29 protein-coding genes and 4 tRNA genes are annotated in these 23,643 nt (G+C 70.9%); 26 read left to right on the top strand and 7 right to left on the bottom strand.

Features of this window, described 5'->3' with window-relative positions; translation table 11 throughout:
- Positions 1 to 69 precede the first annotated feature (69 nt).
- Positions 70 to 933 carry a zinc metalloprotease HtpX gene (gene htpX, locus ACZ5CW_RS14025; RefSeq protein ID WP_468600811.1) on the top strand — a complete coding sequence of 288 codons (864 nt, stop codon included), beginning with the start codon at positions 70 to 72 and terminating at the stop codon, positions 931 to 933.
- Positions 930 to 1,322 carry a YccF domain-containing protein gene (locus tag ACZ5CW_RS14020; protein ID WP_468600809.1) on the top strand — a complete coding sequence of 131 codons (393 nt, stop codon included), beginning with the start codon at positions 930 to 932 and terminating at the stop codon, positions 1,320 to 1,322. The genes htpX and ACZ5CW_RS14020 overlap by 4 nt, the downstream gene beginning before the upstream one ends.
- Before the next feature lie 64 nt (positions 1,323 to 1,386).
- Here the strand turns inward: ACZ5CW_RS14020 and ACZ5CW_RS14015 are convergent, their stop codons facing one another.
- Positions 1,387 to 2,640, bottom strand: coding sequence for an APC family permease (locus ACZ5CW_RS14015; RefSeq protein ID WP_468600807.1), 1,254 nt, complete (start codon positions 2,638 to 2,640; stop codon positions 1,387 to 1,389).
- A 155-nt stretch (positions 2,641 to 2,795) separates the two neighbouring features.
- Between ACZ5CW_RS14015 and ACZ5CW_RS14010 the strand changes: the two genes are divergently transcribed.
- Positions 2,796 to 3,062, top strand: a complete 267-nt coding sequence (locus ACZ5CW_RS14010) for a GlsB/YeaQ/YmgE family stress response membrane protein (RefSeq protein WP_361684418.1) — start codon at positions 2,796 to 2,798, stop codon at positions 3,060 to 3,062.
- A gap of 55 nt (positions 3,063 to 3,117) precedes the next feature.
- Here ACZ5CW_RS14010 and ACZ5CW_RS14005 read toward each other — a convergent pair whose 3' ends face one another.
- Entirely contained in the window at positions 3,118 to 3,606 is a 489-nt protein-coding gene (locus ACZ5CW_RS14005) for a YajQ family cyclic di-GMP-binding protein (RefSeq protein ID WP_073940588.1), read from the bottom strand.
- A 226-nt stretch (positions 3,607 to 3,832) separates the two neighbouring features.
- Here ACZ5CW_RS14005 and ACZ5CW_RS14000 point away from each other — a divergent pair.
- The 4 genes from ACZ5CW_RS14000 to ACZ5CW_RS13985 all read left to right on the top strand — a co-directional run bounded on the left by ACZ5CW_RS14000 (position 3,833) and on the right by ACZ5CW_RS13985 (position 4,928).
- Positions 3,833 to 3,914, top strand: a tRNA-Tyr gene (locus ACZ5CW_RS14000).
- 137 nt (positions 3,915 to 4,051) lie between these two features.
- Entirely contained in the window at positions 4,052 to 4,405 is a 354-nt protein-coding gene (locus ACZ5CW_RS13995; RefSeq protein ID WP_468600804.1) for a DUF6233 domain-containing protein, read from the top strand.
- A gap of 44 nt (positions 4,406 to 4,449) precedes the next feature.
- Entirely contained in the window at positions 4,450 to 4,674 is a 225-nt protein-coding gene (locus tag ACZ5CW_RS13990) for a hypothetical protein (RefSeq protein WP_356940795.1), read from the top strand.
- Between the two features lie 41 nt (positions 4,675 to 4,715).
- Entirely contained in the window at positions 4,716 to 4,928 is a 213-nt protein-coding gene (locus tag ACZ5CW_RS13985; protein ID WP_468600802.1) for a hypothetical protein, read from the top strand.
- Positions 4,929 to 4,980: 52 nt separating this feature from the next.
- Here the strand turns inward: ACZ5CW_RS13985 and ACZ5CW_RS13980 are convergent, their stop codons facing one another.
- Together ACZ5CW_RS13980 and ACZ5CW_RS13975 are read right to left on the bottom strand one after the other, a co-directional pair.
- Positions 4,981 to 5,637, bottom strand: coding sequence for an NAD(P)H-binding protein (locus tag ACZ5CW_RS13980; protein WP_468600800.1), 657 nt, complete (start codon positions 5,635 to 5,637; stop codon positions 4,981 to 4,983).
- A gap of 209 nt (positions 5,638 to 5,846) precedes the next feature.
- A complete protein-coding gene (locus tag ACZ5CW_RS13975; RefSeq protein WP_468600798.1) occupies positions 5,847 to 7,112 on the bottom strand; it encodes an amidohydrolase family protein in 1,266 nt (421 codons plus the stop codon).
- Between the two features lie 453 nt (positions 7,113 to 7,565).
- On the opposite strand from ACZ5CW_RS13975, the gene ACZ5CW_RS13970 reads away from it, so the two are divergent.
- The 9 genes from ACZ5CW_RS13970 to ACZ5CW_RS13930 all read left to right on the top strand — a co-directional run bounded on the left by ACZ5CW_RS13970 (position 7,566) and on the right by ACZ5CW_RS13930 (position 13,013).
- Positions 7,566 to 7,638: transfer RNA gene (locus ACZ5CW_RS13970), tRNA-Thr, on the top strand.
- Positions 7,639 to 7,684: 46 nt separating this feature from the next.
- Positions 7,685 to 7,757, top strand: a tRNA-Met gene (locus tag ACZ5CW_RS13965).
- Positions 7,758 to 7,847: 90 nt separating this feature from the next.
- Entirely contained in the window at positions 7,848 to 8,012 is a 165-nt protein-coding gene (gene rpmG, locus ACZ5CW_RS13960; protein ID WP_003948671.1) for a 50S ribosomal protein L33, read from the top strand.
- Between the two features lie 156 nt (positions 8,013 to 8,168).
- Positions 8,169 to 8,621: an FAS1-like dehydratase domain-containing protein gene (locus tag ACZ5CW_RS13955; protein WP_468600796.1), complete on the top strand. Its 453-nt coding sequence runs from the start codon at positions 8,169 to 8,171 to the stop codon at positions 8,619 to 8,621.
- Positions 8,622 to 8,628: 7 nt separating this feature from the next.
- Positions 8,629 to 9,057, top strand: coding sequence for a MaoC family dehydratase (locus ACZ5CW_RS13950; protein WP_468600794.1), 429 nt, complete (start codon positions 8,629 to 8,631; stop codon positions 9,055 to 9,057).
- 121 nt (positions 9,058 to 9,178) lie between these two features.
- A complete protein-coding gene (locus ACZ5CW_RS13945; protein WP_468600792.1) occupies positions 9,179 to 9,748 on the top strand; it encodes a TetR/AcrR family transcriptional regulator in 570 nt (189 codons plus the stop codon).
- 86 nt (positions 9,749 to 9,834) lie between these two features.
- Positions 9,835 to 11,292, top strand: a complete 1,458-nt coding sequence (locus ACZ5CW_RS13940; RefSeq protein ID WP_468600790.1) for a DHA2 family efflux MFS transporter permease subunit — start codon at positions 9,835 to 9,837, stop codon at positions 11,290 to 11,292.
- Between the two features lie 128 nt (positions 11,293 to 11,420).
- A complete protein-coding gene (locus ACZ5CW_RS13935; RefSeq protein WP_468600788.1) occupies positions 11,421 to 11,801 on the top strand; it encodes a DUF3291 domain-containing protein in 381 nt (126 codons plus the stop codon).
- Positions 11,802 to 11,927: 126 nt separating this feature from the next.
- Positions 11,928 to 13,013: a UDP-N-acetylmuramate dehydrogenase gene (locus ACZ5CW_RS13930; protein WP_468601104.1), complete on the top strand. Its 1,086-nt coding sequence runs from the start codon at positions 11,928 to 11,930 to the stop codon at positions 13,011 to 13,013.
- 538 nt (positions 13,014 to 13,551) lie between these two features.
- Here the strand turns inward: ACZ5CW_RS13930 and ACZ5CW_RS13925 are convergent.
- Positions 13,552 to 14,184, bottom strand: a complete 633-nt coding sequence (locus tag ACZ5CW_RS13925) for an NAD(P)-dependent oxidoreductase (protein WP_468600786.1) — start codon at positions 14,182 to 14,184, stop codon at positions 13,552 to 13,554.
- 104 nt (positions 14,185 to 14,288) lie between these two features.
- On the opposite strand from ACZ5CW_RS13925, the gene ACZ5CW_RS13920 reads away from it, so the two are divergent.
- Together ACZ5CW_RS13920 and ACZ5CW_RS13915 are read left to right on the top strand one after the other, a co-directional pair.
- Entirely contained in the window at positions 14,289 to 14,900 is a 612-nt protein-coding gene (locus ACZ5CW_RS13920) for a TetR/AcrR family transcriptional regulator (protein WP_468600784.1), read from the top strand.
- 45 nt (positions 14,901 to 14,945) lie between these two features.
- Positions 14,946 to 15,662 (top strand): hypothetical protein, encoded by a 717-nt coding sequence (locus tag ACZ5CW_RS13915; protein ID WP_468600782.1) that lies wholly within the window; start codon positions 14,946 to 14,948, stop codon positions 15,660 to 15,662.
- Here the strand turns inward: ACZ5CW_RS13915 and ACZ5CW_RS13910 are convergent.
- On the bottom strand, positions 15,607 to 16,647 hold the full coding sequence (locus ACZ5CW_RS13910) for an adenosine deaminase (protein WP_468600780.1): 1,041 nt from the start codon (positions 16,645 to 16,647) through the stop codon (positions 15,607 to 15,609). The two genes, ACZ5CW_RS13915 and ACZ5CW_RS13910, sit on opposite strands and share 56 nt — an antisense overlap.
- A gap of 134 nt (positions 16,648 to 16,781) precedes the next feature.
- Positions 16,782 to 18,008, bottom strand: a complete 1,227-nt coding sequence (locus ACZ5CW_RS13905) for a pyridoxal phosphate-dependent aminotransferase (RefSeq protein WP_468600778.1) — start codon at positions 18,006 to 18,008, stop codon at positions 16,782 to 16,784.
- Between the two features lie 262 nt (positions 18,009 to 18,270).
- Between ACZ5CW_RS13905 and ACZ5CW_RS13900 the strand changes: the two genes are divergently transcribed.
- From ACZ5CW_RS13900 to rplL, 8 genes are all read left to right on the top strand, one after another.
- Positions 18,271 to 18,343 (top strand) — tRNA-Trp (locus ACZ5CW_RS13900).
- Positions 18,344 to 18,449: 106 nt separating this feature from the next.
- The gene (gene secE, locus ACZ5CW_RS13895) at positions 18,450 to 18,737 is read left to right on the top strand and encodes a preprotein translocase subunit SecE (protein ID WP_404049961.1); all 288 of its coding nucleotides are present in this window, start codon (positions 18,450 to 18,452) and stop codon (positions 18,735 to 18,737) included.
- 80 nt (positions 18,738 to 18,817) lie between these two features.
- Positions 18,818 to 19,681: a transcription termination/antitermination protein NusG gene (gene nusG / locus ACZ5CW_RS13890; RefSeq protein WP_468600775.1), complete on the top strand. Its 864-nt coding sequence runs from the start codon at positions 18,818 to 18,820 to the stop codon at positions 19,679 to 19,681.
- A gap of 168 nt (positions 19,682 to 19,849) precedes the next feature.
- Positions 19,850 to 20,284: a 50S ribosomal protein L11 gene (gene rplK / locus ACZ5CW_RS13885; RefSeq protein WP_030747472.1), complete on the top strand. Its 435-nt coding sequence runs from the start codon at positions 19,850 to 19,852 to the stop codon at positions 20,282 to 20,284.
- Positions 20,285 to 20,381: 97 nt separating this feature from the next.
- Complete coding sequence (gene rplA / locus ACZ5CW_RS13880; protein WP_161298209.1) at positions 20,382 to 21,107, top strand: 50S ribosomal protein L1; 726 nt, start codon at positions 20,382 to 20,384, stop codon at positions 21,105 to 21,107.
- Between the two features lie 165 nt (positions 21,108 to 21,272).
- Positions 21,273 to 22,214, top strand: coding sequence for an SCO4651 family lipoprotein (locus ACZ5CW_RS13875; protein WP_468600772.1), 942 nt, complete (start codon positions 21,273 to 21,275; stop codon positions 22,212 to 22,214).
- A 316-nt stretch (positions 22,215 to 22,530) separates the two neighbouring features.
- The gene (rplJ, locus tag ACZ5CW_RS13870) at positions 22,531 to 23,061 is read left to right on the top strand and encodes a 50S ribosomal protein L10 (protein WP_468600770.1); all 531 of its coding nucleotides are present in this window, start codon (positions 22,531 to 22,533) and stop codon (positions 23,059 to 23,061) included.
- A 116-nt stretch (positions 23,062 to 23,177) separates the two neighbouring features.
- Positions 23,178 to 23,567, top strand: coding sequence for a 50S ribosomal protein L7/L12 (gene rplL / locus ACZ5CW_RS13865; protein ID WP_468600767.1), 390 nt, complete (start codon positions 23,178 to 23,180; stop codon positions 23,565 to 23,567).
- Positions 23,568 to 23,643 lie beyond the last annotated feature (76 nt).

Below are 23,643 nucleotides of genomic sequence, written 5' to 3'. Positions count from 1 at the left end.
GCGTTGTCCCAGACGGGAGGGTCCACTGGACCAAAGTGTTCCCCAGCTGCACGACTTGGAGGGCGCACCGTGCACCGCCGGCACAACGGGCTCAGGACCGCCGTACTCCTCGGGGGACTGTCCGCACTCATCATCGTCATCGGCAGCTTCTTCGGCCGCGCCGGGCTGATCGTCGCGGTTCTGGTCGCCCTCGGGACGAACGCGTACGCGTACTGGAACAGCGACAAGCTGGCGCTGCGGGCGATGCGTGCCCGTCCGGTCAGCGAGTTCGAGGCCCCGGCGCTGTACCGAATGGTGCGCGAGCTGTCCACGCAGGCCCGCCAGCCCATGCCCCGGCTGTACATCTCCCCGACGGAGGCCCCCAACGCCTTCGCCACGGGCCGCAACCCGCGCAACGCGGCCGTGTGCTGCACCGAGGGCATCCTGCGCCTGCTGGACGAGCGCGAGCTGCGCGGCGTCATCGGCCACGAGCTGAGCCACGTCTACAACCGGGACATCCTCATCTCCTCGGTGGCCGGCGCCCTCGCCTCCGTGATCATGTTTCTGGTGAACTTCGCCTGGCTGATCCCGATCGGCCGCTCGGACGACGACGACGGCCCCGGCCTGCTCGGCCTGCTGCTGATCATGATCCTCGGCCCGATCGCCGCCACCGTCATCCAGCTGGCCATCAGCCGCTCCCGGGAGTACGAGGCGGATGCCTCGGGAGCCCAGCTCACCGGCGACCCACTCGCCCTCGCGAGCGCGCTGCGCAAGCTGGATGCCGGCACCCGGCAGCTCCCGCTGCCGCCCGAGCCCCGGATCGAGACCGCGAGCCACATGATGATCGCGAACCCCTTCCGCCCGGGGCAGGGGCTGTCCAAGATGTTCTCCACGCACCCGCCGATGGCGGAGCGCATCAACCGGCTCGAGAAGATGGCAGGGGGCCACCGGTGAAGACCGTCCTGAACGTCATTTGGCTCGTCCTGAGCGGCTTCTGGCTGTTCCTCGGCTACCTGCTCGCCGGCGTCCTGCTGTGCATCACGATCATCGGCATCCCGTTCGGCATCGCCGCGTTCCGCATCGGCGTCTACGCCCTGTGGCCCTTCGGGTACACCACGGTCGAGCGCCACGACGCGGGCGCCCCCTCGTGCCTCGGCAACGTCCTGTGGCTGGTCCTGGCCGGCTGGTGGCTGGCGCTCGCCCACATCGTCACCGGCATCGCCCTGTGCATCACGATCATCGGCATCCCGTTCGGCATCGCCAACTTCAAGCTGATCCCGGTCTCCCTGCTCCCGCTGGGCCGCGAGATCGTCCCGACGGACCAGCCGTTCGCGGCCCGCTGAGTCGACCGGCGAGCAGCGGGCGCGGGGTGCGCGGGCGGCCGGGCGCCCGCCCGCTGACGGCACGTCACGCGGCGTGCCGCCCCGCCCGCCACCGTCGTACGCCGTAGGCCGCCGCGCCCAGCGCGAGCACGCCCGCTCCCACGGCCACCGAGAGCACGGGCAGCGCGAACGCCAGGGCGGCGCAGCCCAGCAGGCCCACCACCGGCACCACCCGGGACAGCGGGGCCGGACTCAGTGTCCAGGCCGAGGCGTTGGCGACGGCGTAGTAGGCCAGTACGCCGAAGGAGGAGAAGCCGATCGCGCCGCGTACGTCCACCGTCGCGGCCAGCACGGCGACCACCGCCCCCACGGCCAGCTCAGCCCGGTGCGGCACCTGGAAACGCGGGTGTACGACCGCCAGCGCCCCCGGCAGATGCCCGTCCCGGGCCATGGCGAGCGTCGTACGGGACACACCGAGGATCAGCGCCAGTAGCGAACCGAGCGCGGCCACGGCCGCACCCGCGCGCACCACGGGCACGAGTCCCGGCGCCCCGGCCGCCCGCACCGCGTCGGCCAGGGGAGCCGCCGCCTGCCCGAGGCCGTCGGCGCCGAGGACGGCGAGCACCGCGACGGCTACGCACGCGTACACCACCAGAGCGATCCCCAGGGCCAGCGGAACGGCACGCGGAATCGTGCGCGCCGGATCGCGGACCTCTTCGCCGAGGGTCGCGATCCGCGCATAGCCGGCGAACGCGAAGAACAGCAGCCCGGCCGCCTGAAGGACCCCGCCGGCACCCGTGGACACCCCGATGCCGAGCCGCCCGGCGTCGGCCCGGCCCGAGGTCAGGCAGACGACGACCACGGCGGCGAGCACGGCCAGCACCACGGCCACGATCACTCGCGTCAGCCACGCCGACTTCTGGATCCCTCCGTAGTTCACGGCGGTCAGCGCCACCACGGCCGCGACCGCCACCGCGTGCGCCTGCCCCGGCCAGACGTACGCGCCCACGGTGAGTGCCATGGCTGCGCAGGAGGCCGTCTTGCCGACCACGAACGCCCAGCCCGCGAGATATCCCCAGAAGGCGCCGAGCCGCTCCCGCCCGTACACGTACGTGCCGCCCGAGGCCGGATAGCGGGTGGCGAGACGGGCCGAGGACATGGCGTTGCAGTAGGCCACCACGGCCGCGACGGCGAGCCCCGGCAGCAGCCCCGAGCCCGCCGCTCGCGCGGCGGGTCCCAGGGCCGAGAAGACGCCGGCCCCGATCATCGAGCCGAGGCCGACGACCACGGCGTCGCGCACCCCGAGGGTGCGGCGCAGGTCGGTGCCGGTGCGTGTCATGCGCCGCACCCTACTGACCGCCGCAACCGGCTGGTGGACCTGTGACGTCTTCTTCGACAACACGGCACGAACACGCGCGCGACGGACGGCGGGTCCTCACCGGAATTTCAGGGACCGGACAGTGCGGACACAGCGCGGAAGGGCAGGTTCACGGCATGAGCATCATCGGTTGGATCATCCTGGGACTGCTGGCCGGAGCCATCGCGAAGGTTCTGTTGCCGGGCCGCGACCCCGGCGGCTTCATCGGTACGACCCTCATCGGTGTCGCGGGGGCGTTCATAGGCGGCTGGATCTCGGCGCGCTGGCTGGACCACCCGATCACCAAGGACTTCTACGACGGCGCCACGTGGGCCGCGGCCATCGGCGGCTCCCTGGTGCTGCTGATCGTCTACCGCATCCTGTTCGGCAACTCCCGCGACTGACCGAGGGGTGGGCACCGCCGGGTGCCCACCCCTCGCTTCCCGTGCTGCGGGAGTCCTACCGGTAGTTCACGAACTGCAGCGCGAAGTCGAAGTCCTTGCCCTTGAGGAGGGCGATCACGGCCTGCAGGTCGTCGCGGCTCTTGGAGGTGACCCGCAGCTCGTCACCCTGGACCTGGGCCTTCACGCCCTTGGGGCCCTCGTCGCGGATGATCTTCGCCACTTTCTTCGCGTTCTCCTGGGAGATGCCCTCCTCGATGGAGGCGAAGATCTTGTACTCCTTGCCGGACAGCTGCGGCTCGCCCGCGTCGAGCGCCTTCAGCGAGATACCGCGCTTGATCAGCTTGGACTGGAAGACGTCGAGGACAGCCTTCACCCGGTCCTCGGAGTTCGCCTCCATGAGGATCTTGTCACCGGACCACGAGATCGAGGCGCCCACGCCCTTGAAGTCGTAGCGCTGCGAGATCTCCTTGGCGGCCTGGTTGAGGGCGTTGTCGACCTCCTGCCGCTCGACCTTCGAGACGATGTCGAAACTGGAGTCGGCCATGTCCTGTGGCTCCTTGTATCGGGGTGCTGGTCGGGTGCGTGCCGGCGTGCGCGGCGGCGGCCGCCGGGCCCGGCATCGTGCCGGGCCGCATCCGCACCAGCCTAGCCACCCCGCGACCTCCGGGGTGGAGATCAATCGGGTGGCGAAGCACCCCTCCGTATCGGGTATTGTTTACGTCGTTGCCAGGGAGCACCGCCGAAAGCGGGTTCACTTGGCGGCACAACCCGGCGGTGTGCCCGAGCGGCCAAAGGGAGCAGACTGTAAATCTGCCGGCTCAGCCTTCCCAGGTTCGAATCCTGGCGCCGCCACACGGGAGACGAGGTCCCCGTGATCTGCAAGAGCAGATCACGGGGACCTCGTCATTTTCCTTGCCCGACCGCCGGATCGGGGCATGCCCGCTCCCGCTGGTCGCGCTTTCCCGGTCGCTTTCACTAGAATCGAACGTGTGAACGATGACCGTCCGCTGACGCGTCTCGACATGCTGCGCTTCGCGCGCCGCGTCGTCGAACATCAGGCTGTCAGGCAGCTCGCGCTCATGGACCGGTGGATCGCGGACGAAGAGCGCCGGGAGACCGAACGGCAACGCCGTCTCGCGGTCCGGCGGACCGCCCCGGCCTGGCTGATCGAGCGCGGCCTGAACGGCCGGAACGCGGTCTACGTCCACATCGGCGGCTGTTCGAGCGCCGGCGGCCGCTCGAAGGGGATCGGCCGGGAGCAGGCGGTACGCGCGCTCACCGAAGGAGGTGTCACGGCATGCCCGCTGTGCCGGCCGGACACCGCGCTGGGAATTGTCGAATGACCGGCCCGGGTGCGGGACCGGGCGGTCCGGATGATGCTGGAGCCATGGCCGGGAAACGTCCCATCATCGTGCACCTGCCGTCCCCGACCGGCGGCCGCCGGGTCCGGGTGGACGGCGAGATCCTGGGCCTCGCGCACAACGTGCGGGACCTGGTGGAGTTCCTGCGCCGGGCCGGGCTGGAGATCGAGCCCGAGCAGGTGGCCGATTCGCCGCTGATCGACTGGCGCGGGGTGGGACCGGACCGGTGGGAGGCGGAGACCCGGACCTGACGGCGGTGTCGCCACCGCCCTGCCGCGGGCACACTGACGGCATGTCCTCCCGACGCAGAACCTGTCCCGTGTGCCGCCGCGAAATCGCCGTCGTCGCAGGCCGCTTCGCACGCCACGACCCGCCCGGGACGCGAGGGAGCGGAGACCTCGTCTCCTGCGCCGGATCGCGACGGCAGGCACAACTCGGGGCGGTCCAGCCGTCGTTGGACGGGTACGCCGTGCCGGACTTTCCCGGGCAGCTGCCGCTGTTCTGAGCAACGGGTCGTGCGGGGCGAGGGGTGACCGTTCAACGGGCGGGGGCCGGACTCAGTTCCCGGCCACCGACTTCACCGCGACCGACACCGGTGTCGATCCGCTGATCAGCTCCAGCGTCAGACCGGCCGTCGCCGGCGTGTCCACCAGCTCCGCGAGCACGGCCGCCACATCGTCCCGGGGGATCTCCCCGCGCCCGGTGTGCGCCTCCATCCGGACCTGCCCGGTGCCCGCGTCGTCCGTCAGCGAACCGGGGCGCAGGATCGTCCAGTCCAGCGTCTCCTGCCGGGCGACGTGCGCGTCGGCCTCGCCCTTGGCCCGCAGATACACGTCGAAGACCTCGTCTCCCCGGTGCGCGGGGTCCGCGCCCATCGAGGACACCACCACGAAGCGGCGTACGCGCGCACGGACGGCCGCGTCCGCGAACAGCACCGCCGCGCCCTTGTCCACCGTCTCCTTGCGGCCCGTACCGCTGCCCGGGCCCGCGCCCGCCGCGAACACCGCCGCGTCCGCGCCCTGCAGATGCGCCGCGACCTCCTCCACCGAGGCGGACTCCAGGTCGAGCAGCACCGGTTCGGCACCGGCCGCCCGCAGATCGTCGCCCTGCTCGGCCTTGCGGATGATTCCCGCCACCTCGTCCCCGCGCGCGGAGAGCAGACGCTCCAGCCGCAGCGCGATCTGACCATGACCACCAGCAATGACAATGCGCATGAATCCGACCGTACGCCCGAAGAGGCGCATCCGCCGCACGAGTTAACCGGCGTGGCCGGAGCGCGCCGGCTCACGCGGACAAGCGAGCGCCGGCGCGCACCGGCCGCTCACGCGCCCGGCGTGGAGTGAAAGCTCACGCGCCCGGCTCGGACCGCCGAGGCGTACGCCGAACCGCGCGCCCCGCCGGACGCCGTACCTCGCGGACCACCTCACGACAGTTCGCTCCGCCCCTGCCGCGGCAGCCCGAGTTCCGCCGCGGCCGCCGAGTTGCAGTACTCGCGCACCGCGCTGGTACGTGCCACCACCCGGCCCCGGTGCACCACGATCCGGCTGTAGGCGAGGGAGAGCGCGCCGGCCAGATGCTCTCCGCGTACGGCGAGGAGTTCCGCCGGGAAGCCCGCCTCCACGCGGACGTCCGGCAGGCCCAGCACCGCGCGGGCCGAGGCGCACACGGCGTCGTAGGCGTCCTCCGGGCGCAGGCCGTGGGCCGAGGCGAGGAGGTAGGCGGCCTCCAGCGGATCGCCGCGGCCGACGGGGTTGGAGACGTCGCGCAGCGCGCCGCTCCCGGCCGCCACCCGTACCCCGGCCGCCCGCAGCAGCCGTACCGGAGCCGTGCCCTGCCCGTCGGCGCCGCCGCAGCCGCCCTGGGGCAGACACACCACGCTCACGCCCGCCGCCGCGAGCTGGTCCGCGACGCGGGAGGCGGCGTCGGTGGGCAGGCGCGCGAGACCGGCGCACGGTCCGATCGTCACGCCGGGGCGCAGGCCACCCGCCATGGCCGCGAGCCGGGACAACCGGGCGGGGTCGGCGGCGTCCGTGTGCAGGTCCACCGGGCAGCCGTGTTCGGACGCCACCTCCAGGACGGCCTCCACATAGCCCGTGGGATCCGGGTCCAGGTCCGGGCAGCCGCCCACCACGGAGGCGCCCATCTTCACCGCGTCCCGCAGCATCGCCAGCCCGTCGGCGCCGGCCGCCCCGGTCAGCAGCCGCGGCATCGCCACCGTCGTCAGCTCCGCGAGCCCGCGCAGCGAGCGCCGCGCCTGCAGGACCGCGCCCAGCGCGCCGAGTTCCTGGACGTCGCCGACGCGCACGTGCGCGCGTGTCGCCGTCGCCCCGTGCCCGAGCTGCAGCAGGGCCGCCTCCGTCGCCCGGCGCTGGACGTCGTCGGGGGCGTACGACACCGGGCCGGGGTGTTCGGCGGACAGGGCGGTGTCGCCGTGGGCGTGCGGTTCGGCGGGCGCCGGGAGAAGCAGGTAACCGCTCAGGTCCACGCGCGTGGCGGTCCTCCGGGTCGGCCCCGGCGCGAGACTGCCGGCCGTGCCCACCGCCTCGATGCGCGCGCCGCTCAGCCGTACGTCCACGGTCCGGCCGTCGGTGAGCCGCGCCCCGCACAGCAGCAGGGCGCCCGGGTCGGCCGGTCCGGAGGATCCCGACGAGTTCGACGGCGGATGAGGCTGCGGCTGGCTGTCGGGCATCGCGCTCCAGGGTCGGGGCCGGGGGCTCGGGGCTGGCCGGAGGGAGGGCTTGGAGGCAGGACCCCAAGATCACACAGAGTGAGTCGAGCCTAGGGTGGCGCACCGTGCGGGGCGCGCAGGAGCGCAATAGTCGTACCGGCGTGGTCCACCCTTGGCGGTACACGTGTCGCCCACGCGCGTGGCGTGCGGCGTTCCCGGCGACGGCCGCCTGTCCCTCGCGCTGCTCACGCGCGCGTGGGGAGTTCCGGTCACGCCGCGTGTGCGGGGCGGCCGGCGCTCCGCGAGGCTCCGCCCACGTGCGCGTGGGCGGCGGCGCCCCGCGAGGCGCACGGTCGAAACCCGTACTTCCCGGGGCTCAGGAGGCCGCGGGGAGCGCTGGGAAGCGGGTCGTGGTGGGCGGCCGGATACGGATTTGGGTGAACGGCGGCGGACCGTGTAATGTCTTCATCGCTCGCCCCAATAGCTCAGTCGGCAGAGCGTCTCCATGGTAAGGAGAAGGTCAACGGTTCGATTCCGTTTTGGGGCTCTGGTGTGTGAGGCTCCCGTCGAAAGACGGGGTCCGATCGCATCTCAGCGGTGTAGCTCAGTCGGTAGAGCAAGCGGCTCATAATCGCTGTGTCACCGGTTCAAGTCCGGTCACCGCTACTGACAGTAGCCGATTGCGGGGTCGGTCCTTCGATCGGCTACTCTTTCTTGCGTTGAATTAGTCCATCCGTTCGTCTTAGGAGCACTCACGTGGCTGCCACCGACGTCCGCCCGAAGATCACGCTGGCCTGCGTGGAGTGCAAGGAGCGGAACTACATCACCAAGAAGAACCGGCGTAACAACCCGGATCGACTTGAGATGAAGAAGCACTGCCCGCGTTGCAACGCGCACACCGCGCACCGCGAAACGCGATAAATCAGGCTCGTCCGTGAGGCCGTCCCCTTCCCAGGGGGCGGCCTCACGGCGTTTTCCCTGCTCGGCGACGTGCGCGTCGCGCGCCCCGCGCAGATTCCCCGGCTGGTTTCCGGCTAATTTGGGGCCATCACAGCAGACATCAGGAGGTGCCGGGCCATGGCGCTCGACCAGTCCTTCGTGGGACGGACCTACCCGCCCACCGCTCCCTATGAGGTGGGCCGGGAGAAGATCCGCGAGTTCGCCGAGGCGGTGGGCGAGTCCAACCCGGTGTACACGGACCCGGAGGCCGCCAAGGCGTTCGGCCACTCCGATGTGATCGCCCCGCCGACCTTCGTGTTCTCCATCACCTTCCGGGCCGCCGGACAGGTCGTCGAGGATCCGCAGCTCGGGCTGGACTACAGCCGCGTGGTGCACGGCGACCAGAAGTTCGCGTACAGCCGTCCGGTCCGGGCCGGCGACCGGCTCACGGTCACCTCCACCATCGAGGCGATCAAGTCCCTCGCGGGCAACGACATCCTGGACATCCGCGGCGAGGTGCACGACGAGGCGGGCGAGCACGTCGTGACCGCCTGGACCAAGCTCGTGGCCCGCGCGGCCGAGGAGGCGTGAGGACCTGATGACGGCGAAGATCGCGTACGACGACGTCGAGGTCGGCACGGAGCTGCCGGCGCAGAGCTTCCCCGTGACCCGGGGCGCGCTCGTGCGCTACGCGGGTGCCTCGGGGGACTTCAACCCGATCCACTGGAACGAGAAGTTCGCCAAGGAGGTCGGCCTTCCGGACGTCATCGCGCACGGCATGTTCACCATGGCCGAGGCGATCCGGGTGGTCACCGACTGGCTCGGCGACCCCGGTGCGGTCGTGGAGTACGGCGTCCGCTTCACCAAGCCCGTCGTCGTGCCGAACGACGACCAGGGCGCCCTCGTCGAGGTCAGCGGCAAGGTGGCGGCCAAGCTGGACGACAACACCGTGCGCGTGGACCTCACGGCCATGAGTGCCGGCCAGAAGGTGCTGGGCATGTCCCGGGCGGTCGTACGGCTGGCCTGACGGGCAGGAGAGCGTGCGAGGTAAGGGGCGTCCTCCCGGCGGGGCGCCCCTTACGCGTATCCGCGGGCGGCGAGGGCCGGGGCCTCTTGCTAAGTTAGTGATTGAGTACTAACTTAGCTGCATGCCCAGGATGAGTGCAGAGGAGCGGCGCGAGAGCGTCATTCGCGCGGCGACCGCCGAGTTCGCGCGCGGTGGCTACCACGGCACCTCCACCGAGTCGATCGCCAAGCGGGTCGGAGTCTCGCAGCCGTATCTCTTCCGGCTCTTCCCGGGCAAGAAGGCGATCTTCCTGGCGGCGGCGGAACGCTGCGTGGAGGACACCATCCGGACCTTCGAGGAGGCCGCCGAGGGGCTGCGGGGCGAAGAGGCCCTGCATGCCATGGCGAACGCGTACACCAGTGTCATCGCGGAACGGCCCGAGCGGCTGATGATGCAGATGCAGATGTACGTCGCCGTGGCGGCCGCCGAGCAGGAGGGCGACAGCGAGTTCGGTGAGAGCGTACGAGCCGGCTGGATGCGGCTGTGGGACACCGTGCGCCTGGCGCTCGGCGCGGACGTCAACGAGACGACCGTCTTCCTGGCGTACGGGATGCTCATCAACTGCCTGGTCGCCATGGGTTTCCCGCCCGAGCACCGGGTGTGGGAAGGGCTCTACCCGTCGGCCCGGCTGACGGGGCGCCTGGAGAAGTAGCGCAAGCGGGGAAGGCGGGGTCGCCTTTTCATGGCCACATAAGTTAGTGATCAATAACTAACTGGGGATCACTCTCAGGGGGAGAGATGTCAGAGCACACCGCACCGAACACCACACCGCGCGGGGGAGCCGTATGGGCCCTCGTCATCACCAGCGTCGCCGGATTCATGGCGGCCCTCGACAACCTCGTCGTGACCACCGCCCTCCCCTCCATCCGCGAGGACCTCGGGGGAGCGCTGGACGACCTGGAGTGGACCGTGAGCGCCTACACGCTCACCTTCGCCGTCCTGCTGATGTTCGGTGCCGCGCTCGGCGACCGCTTCGGCCGCCGCCGGCTCTTCATCGCCGGGCTCGCCGTCTTCACCGGCGCCTCCGCCGCCGCGGCCATGGCACCCGGCATCGGCTCCCTGATCGCCGCCCGCGCGGTCCAGGGCGTCGGTGCGGCCGTGATGATGCCGCTCACGCTGACCCTGCTGACCGCGGCCGTGCCCGCCGCCAGGCGCGGGACCATGTACGGCATCTGGGGCGCCGTCAACGGGCTCGCCGTCGCTTCCGGACCGCTCATCGGCGGCAGCCTCACCGAGCACGTCTCCTGGCACTGGATCTTCTGGCTGAACGTCCCGCTCGGCCTGGCCGTGCTGCCGCTCGCCCGCCTGCGGCTGGCCGAGTCCCACGGGGTCGGCGCCCGGCTCGACGTCCCCGGCACCCTCCTCGCCAGCGGCGGACTCTTCGGCATCGTGTACGGCCTGGTCCGCGGGCCCGCCGACGGCTGGACCGACACCGTGGTGCTGACCGCGCTGATCGGCGGCGGAGCCCTGCTGGCGGGATTCGTGCTCTACAGCTCCCGCGCGGCCGCCCCGATGCTGCCGATGCGCCTGTTCCGCTCGCGCGCCTTCTCCGGGATCAACGCGGCCAGCCTGCTGATGTTCGTCGGGATGTTCGGCTCGATCTTCCTGCTCAGCCAGTACATGCAGGGCGTTCTCGGCTACTCGCCCACCGAGGCCGGCCTCCGGATGCTGCCGTGGACCGGCATGCCGATGCTCGTCGCGCCGATCGCGGGGATACTCTCCGACCGCATCGGCGGCCGGCCCGTCGTCGCCGCGGGCCTGTTCCTGCAGGCGGCAGGCCTGGGCTACCTGGCCTTCGTGGCCACGGCGGACGCCTCCTACGCCGTCCAGCTGCCCGCCCTGATCATCAGTGGCGTCGGCATGGCCCTGTTCTTCGCCCCGGCGGCCAACCTGGTGATGTCCAGCGTCCGGGCTCAGGAACAGGGCATGGCCTCCGGCGCGAACAACGCGCTGCGCGAGGTGGGCGGCGCGCTCGGCATCGCGGTCATGTCGTCGATCTTCTCCGCGCAGGGCGGCTACGAGAGCGCGCAGAGCTTCGTGGACGGCCTGCGGCCCGCCCTGGTCACCGGCTCCGCGGTGGTCGCTCTCGCCGGCGCCGCGGCCCTGCTGATCCCGTCCGGCCGCAACACCACCGGCCAGGTGGCTCCCGCGGCCGAGCAGGCGCCTGCGGCGGTTCTGGAGACGACCATCCGCTGACGGGCCCCGGTCCTGGAGACCACCGTCCGCTGACGGGCCCCCGGTCCTGGAGACCACCACTCGCTGACCGGCCCGGTCCCGCAGACCACCACTCGCTGAACCGGAACCGTCCCCGCAAGGAGACCGCGATGCCCACGCTTCCCTGGACCGTGCCGAACACGCCGCCGCAGGACGCCGAGGTCCACGTCTTCGCCTCCCGCTTCGAGACCCGCACCCTGTGGGGCGCCCTCCGCTTCCTCGTCCGTACTCCGGCCGTGTGGCGGCAGGTCGCTCACGCGCCCGGCGCCCACGGCGCCTCCCTCAAGGCGCAGCCGCTGCGCCGGGTCTTCTGGACGCTGTCCGCCTGGGAGTCGGCCGATGCGCTCAAGGCCTTCGCCCACTCCGGCGCCCACCGGCCCACCTCCCGCCACCTCGCCTCCCAGATGCGCGACGTCGCGTTCGCCACCTGGCGGACCTCCGGCGACCGACTGCCGGTGAGCTGGGAGGAAGCGGTACAGCGGCTGACGTAGAACGGCGACCGACCGCAACCTCGCGCGCGTGGACCCCGACAGAGGGCCACGCGCGCGTGCGTTGTGCCGGGCCGGCCGGCTGTGGCCGCCGGGCCGGGCGGCGCCGTCGTCCGCACGCGTGCGGGGCTGTCGGAGGTGTCTCGTAGTCTTGGGCCCGTGCAGGTACTCCACGACGCCCCCCTAGCTCCGCTGACCACCTTCCGGCTGGGCGGTCCCGCGACGCGGCTGGTCACCGCCGGGACCGACGCCGAGGTGATCGCGGCCGTCCGCGAGGCCGACGACAGCGGTACGCCACTGCTGATCATCGGCGGCGGATCGAACCTGGTCATCGGCGACAAGGGATTCGACGGCACCGCCCTGCGCATCGCCACACGCGGTGTCGAACTGCGCGGCACGACGCTGGAGCTGGCGGCCGGCGAGGTGTGGACCGACGCCGTCGCCCGCACGGTCGAGGCCGGGCTCGCCGGGATCGAGTGCCTCGCCGGGATCCCGGGCTCCGCGGGCGCCACGCCGATCCAGAACGTGGGCGCCTACGGCCAGGAGGTCTCCTCCACCATCACCGAGGTGATCGCGTACGACCGGCGGGCCGGCGAGACCGTCACGCTGACGAACGAGGAGTGCGCCTTCTCGTACCGCCACAGCCGGTTCAAGGCCGATCCGGAGCGCTATGTAGTGCTGCGCGTCCGCTTCGAGCTGGAGGACGCGGACGGGCTGTCCGCGCCGGTGAAGTACGCGGAGGCGGCCCGTGCGCTCGGTGTGGAGCCGGGCGACCGGGTGCCGCTGGCCGACGCCCGTGAGACCGTGCTGAAGCTGCGTGCAGGCAAGGGCATGGTCCTCGACCCCGAGGACCATGACACCTGGTCGGCGGGGTCCTTCTTCACCAACCCGATCCTCTCGGACGAGCAGTTCGCCGCGTTCCACGCGCGCGTGCGCGAGCGGCTGGGGGAGGGCGTCGAGCCGCCCGCGTATCCGGCGGGTGAGGGCCGCAGGAAGACCTCGGCGGCCTGGCTGATCGACAAGGCGGGCTTCACCAAGGGCTACGGCACCGGGCCCGCCCGCATCTCCACGAAGCACACGCTCGCCCTCACCAACCGGGGCGGCGCCGCCACCGAGGACCTGCTGGCCCTGGCCCGCGAGGTGGTCGGCGGAGTCCGCGAGGCCTTCGGCATCACCCTGGTCAACGAGCCGGTCACGGTGGGCGTGAGCCTGTAGCGGCACGGGCTCACGCGGATCCTCGGCCCCTGCCCCGGCTCGCCCGCGCCTGGCCGCACCGGCCGGGGCCTTCAGCCCCGTACCGGCTCGGGGGCGGGCGTGCCGCCGCGCCGGTTCGCGCAGGGCCCCGTCTCCCGGGCCCTTGGCCCCGCTGCCGGTTGGCGCGGGCCTTCGGTCCGTACCGGCTCGGGCGTAGGTGTGCAGCCGTACCGGTTCGCGTAAGCCCCGACTCCCGGCCCTGGCCCCGCTGCCGGTCGGCCCGGGCCTTCAGCCCCGTACCGGCTCGGGCGTGGGCGTGCCGCCGTACCGGTTCGCGCAGGGCCCCGTCTCCCCGGCCCCTCTACCGGGTCGTCCGAGCCCTCTCGATCGCACCGGTCCGCGCAGGGCCCCGTCTCCCGGCCCCTTACCGGCTCGCCCGAGCCCTGTCGATCGCGCCGATCCGCGCAAGGCCCCGTCTCCCCGGCCCCTCTACCGGCTCGCCCGAGTCCTGTCGATCAGCCCGTACCGGCTCGGTGGTGTGAGCCCTGGGCCGTGGCCGTCAGTAGGCCACTCCCACCCCCTGCTTCACCGTCCCCTCGTCGCCGATCATCGACAGCATCGCGTGGGCGACGTCCGCGCGAGCCATGAAGCGGCCCTTGCGCGGGAAGCCGCCGACGGTGGTGCGGTAGCGGCCGGTGAGCGGCTTGTCCTGAAGGCGGGGCGGCCGCACGGCCGTCCAGTCGGTGCCGCTGCGGGCCAGCTCGGCCTCCATCTCGCTCAGATCGGCGTAGATGTCCTTGAGGATCGCCGACACCAGGCCCCGTACGCCGCGGTCCAGGGGGCCGTCGCCCTCCGGGGCGGGGCCGACGGGCGCGGCGCTGACCACCAGCAGCCGTCGTGTGCCCTCGGCCTCCATCGCGCGCAGGACCGTACGCGTCAGCCGGGTGGCGTCCCCGGCGTTCTTGCGGCCGCGCGCGCCCAGGCCGGACAGCACGGCGTCCCGGCCCGCGACGGCGGCACGCAGCCGCTGAGGATCGGTCAGGTCGGCGGGGAACACCTCCAGCGCGTCGCCCCTGACGTCCAGCCGGGCCGGATCGCGGACCACGGCCGTGACCTGGTGGCCGGCGCCGAGAGCCTGCCGGACGATCTCCCGGCCGATCCCGCCGGTGGCGCCGAAAACGGTGAGATTCATGACTGCCCCCGTACTCGGGAAGAGGTGGGTGAGTGTTTACTCACCCCATTTCCCTCTAGGGTGGGTAAGTACTCACCCACTCGTCAAGGCCGATCGGAGATCCCATGGAGACGAAGCCGGCGCGTGTCCGCATCCTCGACGCGGCCCATGAGCTGATGCTCACCGTCGGACTCGCCCGCGCCACCACCAAGGAGATCGCCAAGGCGGCCGGCTGCTCCGAAGCGGCCCTCTACAAGTACTTCGACAGCAAGGAGGAGCTGTTCGTCCGGGTGCTCTCCGAGCGTCTGCCCCGGCTCACGCCCCTGCTCGGCGGCCTCGCCGCCGAACCCGGACAGGGCACGCTGCAGGAGAACCTCACCCGCATCGCCCGCCAGGCCGCCCTGTTCTACGAGCAGAGCTTCCCGATCGCCGCCTCCCTCTACGCCGAGACCCAGCTCAAGCGGCGCCACGACGAGGCCCTGCGCAAGATCGGCTCGGGCCCGCACATGCCCATCCAGGGCCTGGACGCCTACCTCCGCGCCGAACAGGCCGCGGGCCGCGTCCGCGCCGGCGCCGACACCTTCGCGGCCGCCTCCCTCCTCCTGGGTGCCTGCGCCCAGCGCGCGTTCGCCTACGACGCCACCGACAGCGGCGAGCGGCCGCCCGTGGACGAGTTCGCCGCCCGGCTCGCCGAGACCCTGCTGGGCGGAATCTCCGTATCGGAGCCCTCCGCGTGACCCGCAGACCGGGTGCATGACGAGCAGCCGCGCAGAGGCGTCCGCATGCGGCTGAGGCTGCGCGAGTTCCGGCCCACGACGGGGCACCGCCGGCACCGTGTCGTCCAGCCCTGGCAGCCCCTGCGGCACACGTCACTGCGCGACCCCGCGCCCCACGGCGTCCTGACCGGCGACCACGACGGGCTGAACCGGCTGGCAGGCCTGTTCTCCTTCGCCGCCCGCTCCCGGCACACGATCGTCCACGTCCCGTTGCGCGACACGACGACCGCGCACCACGGAGGCGTCGGAGAACGGGTCGACCTGGTGCTGGTCCACCACAGCTACGGCCTGCGGCCCAGCCAGTGGCCCGCCCGAGCTGCGCCGCAGGCTCGTGCGGGGCCACCCCCCCTGACGGTCCGCACCGACGAGGCCCGCACCGCGCGGGACGCGGAGGCCTGGGAGCGGCGCCGCCACCGGGCGGACTTCCGGGACGAGCTGCCGCACACGACCCACGCGCGGACGCTCTTCCTCGTCGGCAGCCGTGCCGTCTTCGCCGACACGGCCCTGTCCTGCGCGTACGCGGTGGGCTGGGGCCCCCGGCAGAAAAGGATCGTCAAAGGCGGCTCAGCCCTCCTGGAGTGCGTCCGGGGCCTGAAGGACGAGCCCGGGTCCCGGCACGGCCCGGAGGTGCTGATCTGCTTCCAGGCCTATCCGCCCTACGCCCACATCAGGCGGCCGGGCGAGCCAGCCAGTCGTCCACGCCGGCCAGCAGCCGGGCCCTGACGTCCTCCGGGGCGGCCGAGCCCCGCACCGACTGCCGGGCCAGCTCGGCGAGTTCCGCGTCCGAGAAGTCATGGGCGTGCCGGGCGATCTCGTACTGGGCGGCCAGCCGGGAACCGAACAGCAGCGGATCGTCGGCACCGAGGGCCATCGGGACGCCCGCCTCGAAGAGGGTGCGCAGCGGAACGTCCTCCGGCTTCTCGTACACGCCCAGCGCCACGTTGGAGGCCGGGCACACCTCGCAGGTCACCCCCCGGTCGGCCAGCCGCTTCAGCACCCGCGGATCCTCCGCCGCGCGCACCCCGTGCCCGATCCGGGAGGCGTGCAGGTCGTCCAGGCAGTCCCGCACCGACGCCGGGCCGGTCAGCTCGCCGCCGTGCGGGGCCGACAGCAGTCCGCCCTCGCGCGCGATGTGGAAAGCCCGGTCGAAGTCCCGCGCCATGCCCCGGCGCTCGTCGTTGGACAGCCCGAAGCCGACCACACCCCGGTCCGCGTAGCGCACCGCCAGGCGGGCCAGGGTGCGCGCGTCCAGCGGGTGCTTCATGCGGTTGGCGGCCACCAGGACACGCATGCCGAGGCCGGTCTCCCGGGACGTCGTGTCCACCGCGTCCAGGATGATCTCCAGTGCCGGGATCAGGCCGCCCAGGCGGGGCGCGTACGACGTCGGGTCGACCTGGATCTCCAGCCAGCCCGAGCCGTCCTTCAGGTCCTCCTCGGCGGCCTCGCGGACCAGCCGCTGGATGTCCTCCGGCGTCCGCAGGCAGGAGCGCGCGGCGTCGTACAGCCGCTGGAAACGGAACCAGCCCCGCTCGTCCGTGGCCCGCAGCTTCGGCGGTTCGCCGCTGGTCAGCGCTTCCGTCAGCGCGTCGGGCAGACGCACGCCGTGCTTGTCGGCCAGCTCCAGGACGGTCGTCGGCCGCATCGAGCCGGTGAAGTGCAGGTGCAGATGGGCTTTCGGCAGCTCAGACAGATCACGTACACGCTCCATTCCAGGATCCTGCCGTACGCACCCGTCGTCCCGGTAGCCGTTTCCCCTTTCGTGGTCTTGCTCGCACAAAGGAACGGGCCGCCTCCCCGAAGGGAGACGGCCCGCACGCGCGCGTAAAGCGCAGGAACAGGACCTCAGTCCCGCGCCTCCGCCAGCAGCTTCTGCATCCGGCTCACGCCCTCGACGAGGTCCTCGTCACCGAGCGCGTACGACAGCCGCAGATAGCCCGGGGTGCCGAAGGCCTCGCCCGGGACGACCGCGACCTCGGCCTCCTCCAGGATCAACGCGGCCAGCTCGACGGTGTCCTGCGGGCGCTTGCCGCGGATCTCCTTGCCGAGCAGGGCCTTGACCGAGGGGTAGGCGTAGAAGGCGCCCTCGGGCTCGGGGCAGAACACGCCCTCGATCTCGTTGAGCATCCGCACGATGGTCTTGCGGCGGCGGTCGAAGGCCTCGCGCATCGTCGCCACGGCCTCCAGGTCGCCGGAGACGGCGGCCAGGGCGGCCACCTGGGCCACGTTGGAGACGTTCGAGGTGGCGTGCGACTGCAGGTTCGTCGCGGCCTTGACCACGTCCTTCGGGCCGATGACCCAGCCCACGCGCCAGCCCGTCATGGCGTACGTCTTGGCGACACCGTTGACCACGACGCACTTGTCGCGCAGCTCGGGCAGCAGGGCCGGCAGGGAGACGGACACCGCGTCGCCGTAGACCAGGTGCTCGTAGATCTCGTCGGTCAGCACCCACAGGCCGTGCTCGACGGCCCAGCGGCCGATCGCCTCGGTCTCGGCCTCGGAGTACACCGCGCCGGTCGGGTTGGACGGGGAGACGAAGAGGACGACCTTGGTCTTCTCCGTGCGCGCCGCCTCCAGCTGCTCCACGGTGACGCGGTAGCCGGTGGTCTCGTCGGCCACGACCTCCACCGGGACGCCGCCGGCCAGGCGGATCGACTCCGGGTACGTCGTCCAGTACGGCGCCGGGACGATGACCTCGTCGCCCGGGTCGAGGATCGCGGCGAACGCCTCGTAGATGGCCTGCTTGCCGCCGTTGGTGACCAGGATCTGCGAGACGTCGGGCTCCCAGCCGGAGTCGCGCAGCGTCTTCGCGGCGATCGCGGCCTTCAGCTCGGGCAGGCCGCCGGCCGGGGTGTAGCGGTGGTACTTGGGGTTCTTGCAGGCCTCGACGGCCGCCTCGACGATGTAGTCCGGGGTCGGGAAGTCGGGCTCACCGGCGCCGAAGCCGATCACCGGACGCCCGGCGGCCTTCAGGGCCTTGGCCTTGGCGTCCACGGCGAGGGTGGCGGACTCGGAGATCGCGCCGACTCGGGCGGAGACCCGGCGCTCGGTGGGAGGGGTTGCAGCGCTCATGAAGCCCATCGTTCCAGACCGGAAATACCCCCGGCACACGGGTTTCACAGACTGAACAGCATCGGGTCGAGGCGTGAACAGGGATCCGAATCCGGCCGTCGGCCAGGACGATCTTTGGTCGCACGGCTCCGGAGAGCCACTTTCTGTTCGACGCCGGGCCCCGGACCACGTACACTCTCACCTCGTTGGCCTTCAGCAGCCGCCGCCGCAACCGGTGCACACCGAGCACCCGGTCGGATGCGGTACGTTGGGGGACACACAAAGGGTCGTAGCTCAATTGGTAGAGCACCGGTCTCCAAAACCGGCGGTTGGGGGTTCAAGTCCCTCCGGCCCTGCTACACACACCGCCAGGATGTGTGCGCTTGTACGTACAGCAATGCACCGCCGTGCGGCTCAGAAACCGGGCGCGGCACGGCCACGACCCGGGATCAGGTGAGGACTATGACGGACGCCGTGGGCTCCATCGACACGCCTGATGCCCAGGACGAGGTGCCCGAGTCCAAGAAGAAGGCCCGCAAGGGCGGCAAGCGTGCCAAGAAGGGCCCGCTCAAGCGCCTCGCCATCTTCTACCGCCAGATCATCGCGGAACTCCGCAAGGTCGTCTGGCCGACGCGCAACCAGCTGACGTCGTACACCACCGTGGTGATCTTCTTCGTTGCGATCATGATCGCCCTGGTGACCGTGATTGACTATGGGCTCAACCACGCCGCCAAGTACGTCTTCGGCTGAGCCAAGAGCGAAGGGCGCCGTGGTACCGGCGCCCGTTTTCGCATGTTCCACCCCTATGTATCCAGGAAGAAGCAGCCATCGTGTCTGACCCGAACCTGAACGACGCCATCGAGCCGGACGAGACGGTGGACGACGAGCTCGACATCGTCGAAGGCGCGGATGAGCAGGACGAGTTCGAGGCTGCCGAGGCCGAGTCGGGCGAGCCGGCCGAAGAGGCCGCCCTGCACGTCGAGGACGAGGAAGGCGACGTCGAAGAGGGCGACGCCGAAGAGGGCGACGAGGAAGCCGTCGTCGCGGAGGCAGCCGAGGAGGAGCCGGCCGCGCCGGTCGACCCGATCCAGGCCCTGCGCGAGGAGCTGCGCACCCTGCCCGGCGAGTGGTACGTCATCCACACCTACGCCGGTTACGAGAACCGCGTGAAGACCAACCTGGAGCAGCGCGCCGTCTCGCTGAACGTCGAGGACTACATCTTCCAGGCCGAGGTGCCGCAGGAAGAGGTCGTCCAGATCAAGAACGGCGACCGCAAGACGATCAAGCAGAACAAGCTGCCGGGTTACGTCCTGGTCCGCATGGACCTGACCAACGAGTCCTGGGGCGTCGTCCGCAACACCCCCGGGGTCACCGGCTTCGTCGGCAACGCCTACGACCCGTACCCGCTGACCCTGGACGAGATCGTCAAGATGCTCGCCCCGGAGGCCGAGGAGAAGGCCGCCCGCGAGGCCGCCGAGGCCGAGGGCAAGCCCGCCCCGCAGCGCAAGGTCGAGGTCCAGGTGCTGGACTTCGAGGTCGGCGACTCGGTCACCGTCACCGACGGCCCGTTCGCCACGCTCCAGGCGACCATCAACGAGATCAACCCCGACTCGAAGAAGGTCAAGGGCCTGGTGGAGATCTTCGGCCGCGAGACGCCGGTCGAGCTTTCCTTCGACCAGATCCAGAAGAACTAGTTCTTTCTGGACGTACCGCTTCCGCGCAGGTCAGGCGGGCTGCAGCAGCCCACCTGACCTGCACGGTTTTTGGCCGCGCATCCATACCCGTTATCGTTGTGCGGTATGCCTGCGTCCGGGTGGTCCCCGGATGCCGGCAGGACCCGAATCGAAAGGACCCGGAGAGCTATGCCTCCCAAGAAGAAGAAGGTCACGGGGCTCATCAAGCTCCAGATCCAGGCCGGCGCCGCCAACCCGGCTCCGCCGGTCGGCCCCGCGCTGGGTCAGCACGGCGTCAACATCATGGAGTTCTGCAAGGCCTACAACGCCGCGACCGAGTCGCAGCGCGGTTGGGTCATCCCGGTGGAGATCACGGTCTACGAGGACCGTTCCTTCACCTTCGTCACCAAGACGCCGCCGGCCGCCAAGATGATCCTCAAGGCCGCTGGTGTCGAGAAGGGCTCCGGCGAGCCGCACAAGACCAAGGTCGCCAAGATCACCGAGGCGCAGGTCCGCGAGATCGCCCAGACCAAGATGCCCGACCTCAACGCGAACGACCTGGACGCGGCCGCGAAGATCATCGCCGGCACCGCGCGCTCCATGGGCGTCACGGTCGAGGGCTGAACCCACCCCCAGCAGGCAATGCGGCCGTAGCCGGTCGCACGTGGCAGGGCCCGCTCGGCCCGTACCACGACTCCTTTCAGAACACACAGGAGCAGTTGTGAGCAAGCGCAGCAAGGCTCTCCGCGCTGCGGACGCCAAGATCGACCGGGAGAAGCTGTACGCCCCGCTCGAGGCCGTCCGTCTCGCCAAGGAGACCTCCACGACCAAGTTCGACGGCACCGTCGAGGTCGCCTTCCGCCTGGGTGTCGACCCGCGCAAGGCCGACCAGATGGTCCGTGGCACCGTGAACCTTCCGCACGGCACCGGCAAGACCGCCCGGGTCCTGGTCTTCGCGACCGGTGACCGTGCTGCGGCCGCGGAGGCCGCGGGCGCCGACATCGTCGGCTCCGACGAACTGATCGACGAGGTGGCGAAGGGCCGTCTGGACTTCGACGCCGTCGTCGCCACCCCGGACCTCATGGGCAAGGTCGGCCGCCTCGGCCGCGTCCTCGGCCCGCGTGGTCTGATGCCGAACCCGAAGACCGGCACCGTCACCCCCGACGTGGCCAAGGCCGTCACCGACATCAAGGGCGGCAAGATCGAGTTCCGCGTCGACAAGCACTCGAACCTGCACTTCATCATCGGCAAGGCGTCCTTCGACGACGCCAAGCTGGTGGAGAACTACGGCGCCGCGCTGGAGGAGATCCTCCGTCTGAAGCCGTCCGCCGCCAAGGGTCGCTACATCAAGAAGGCCGCCATCACCACCACGATGGGCCCCGGCATCCCGGTCGACCCGAACCGCACCCGTAACCTCCTCGTCGAGGAGGACCCGGCCGCCGTCTGAGCCTTCCGCTCACCCCGGTAGCCGCGTCGGGTACGCGTCAGCAGAGGGCGGGCCCCGCACTGGAACCTTCCAGGTGCGGGGCCCGTCCTTTCTTTGTGCGACTTTTCGTACGACTGTCAGCGGCCTGGATCACGGTGCAGGCCCAGGACTTAGGGGTGGGACGAGATGAAGAGCACGACCGCGCGCCGGATGGGCCTCTCGATCGCGGTGGTCGCCGCGCTGACGGGCGTGGCCGCCTGCGGCTCCTCGGACGGCGACAAGGGCGGCAAGGCGGCCGGCGGGGGGACGGTGCACCTCAGCCCCATCGCGGCCCTGCGCTCCGCCGAGAAGTCCACCGACAAGGCCGACTCGGCCAAGGTGCGCTCCACCACGGCCATGGGCGACCTGATGGCGATGAAGGCCGACGGAGCCCTCACCTGGGGCAACGGCCTCAAGGGCAACCTCACCATCACGTACACCGGCGGCAAGCTGGCCGAGATGATGAAGAAGGCCGGCACCTCGTCGATGGAGGCCCGGTACCTGCCGGACGCCTACTACGCGCACATGAGTGACGCCTACGCCCAGCAGACGGGCGGCAAGCACTGGCTCAAGTACTCGTACGACGACCTCGCCAAGCTCGGCGGCGCCTCCGGTTCGTACATGAAGGACCAGATCCAGACCGCCACGCCGAACCAGTCCGTGAAGATGCTGCTGGCCTCCGGCGACGTCAAGAAGGTCGGCGAGGAGACCATCTCCGGCGCCCGCACCACGCACTACTCGGGCACGGTGGACGTCGCCGACCTCGCGGGCAAGAGCAGCAACCTCAGCGCCGACCAGCTGACGGCCCTGAAGAAGCAGCTCGACCAGGCCGGGGTGACCACGGACACCGTCGACATCTGGATCAACGAAGAGAACCTGCTGGTCAAGAAGACCGAGAAGGCGGACACCGCCAACGGCACCATGACCAACACCACGTTCTACAGCGACTACGGCGTGAAGGTCGCCGCCGAGGCGCCGCCCGCCTCCGACACCAAGGACTTCGCCGACCTGCTCAAGTCCGGCGGCACCGTGGCCGGCGGCACCACCAGCGGCGCCGGCACCAGCAGCGGCATGGGCACCAGCTCCTGAGCCCAGGGACGCAGAAGGACCGGGGCGGCCCGTACGGCCCGATTTGCTCGACCGCGCCCCGGTCCCGTATTCTCCTACAGAAGCCAAAGACCGCTGGTCGTTGCCGTGCGCTCGTTAGAGGGTGCGGTGGCCGAAGGATCCGCTGAAAAGTGGACGACCCGCGCAGGTGTCAGTGGAAGAACTCCCGGAGTGCGCGCGCCGAGCGCGTGTGCGGCCGGTCGAGTCCGCCCCGTGCGCCTGCGCCGGGGCGTTTCGTTTGCCCAGTCCTCCTTCGGGTCCGCGCGGTCCGAATCACCCGGAAGGAGGCCGAGGCTCTATGGCGAGGCCCGACAAGGCTGCCGCGGTTGCGGAGCTGACGGACAAGTTCCGCAGCTCCAACGCCGCCGTGCTGACCGAGTACCGCGGTCTCACCGTGGCGCAGCTCAAGACGCTGCGCCGGTCGCTCGGTGAGAACGCCCAGTACGCCGTGGTGAAGAACACGCTGACCAAGATTGCGGCCAACGAGGCCGGGATCACGCTGGACGACCAGCTCTTCGCTGGTCCGACGGCCGTCGCCTTCGTCACCGGTGACCCGGTGGAGTCGGCGAAGGGTCTCCGTGACTTCGCCAAGGAAAACCCGAATCTCGTCATCAAGGGCGGTGTCCTTGACGGCAAGGCGCTGACCGCCGACGAGATCAAGAAGCTTGCGGACCTCGAGTCCCGCGAGGTTCTGCTCAGCAAGCTGGCCGGTGCCTTCAAGGCGAAGCAGTCCCAGGCTGCCTCCGTCTTCCAGGCGCTGCCGTCGAAGCTCGTCCGCACCGTGGACGCGCTCCGTGCCAAGCAGGCCGAGCAGGGCGGTGCCGAGTAATTCGGCTCGCTTTCTGATCCTGGCCGCATGACGCGGCGAGGGTCTCAGCGGGCCGACGTACGCCCGCCTCACCCAGTACATCCGGCACCTGCCGATTGAGTGGAAGGACCGCCATCATGGCGAAGCTCACCCAGGACGAGCTGCTTGCCCAGTTCGAGGAGATGACCCTCATCGAGCTCTCCGAGTTCGTGAAGGCCTTCGAGGAGAAGTTCGACGTCACCGCCGCCGCTGCCGCGCCGGTCGTCGTCGCCGGTGGTGCCGCTGGTGCCGGCGCCGCCGAGGCCGAGGAGGAGAAGGACGAGTTCGACGTCATCCTCACCGGCGCCGGCGACAAGAAGATCCAGGTCATCAAGGTCGTGCGTGAGCTGACCTCGCTGGGTCTGAAGGAGGCCAAGGACCTCGTCGACGGCACCCCGAAGCCGGTCCTCGAGAAGGTCAACAAGGAGGCCGCTGACAAGGCCGCCGAGGCCCTCAAGGGCGCCGGTGCCTCCGTCGAGGTCAAGTAAGACCTTCCGGGTTCTTCGAACCCGACTGCGCGCTGACTGCGGCCTCCTAGGGCTGTAACGCGAACGCACCGAAGAG

The organism is Streptomyces sp. NPDC031379 (genome assembly GCF_055569615.1).
Note: the sequence above shows the minus strand (reverse complement) of the source record. Positions and strands in the feature narration are given on the sequence as shown.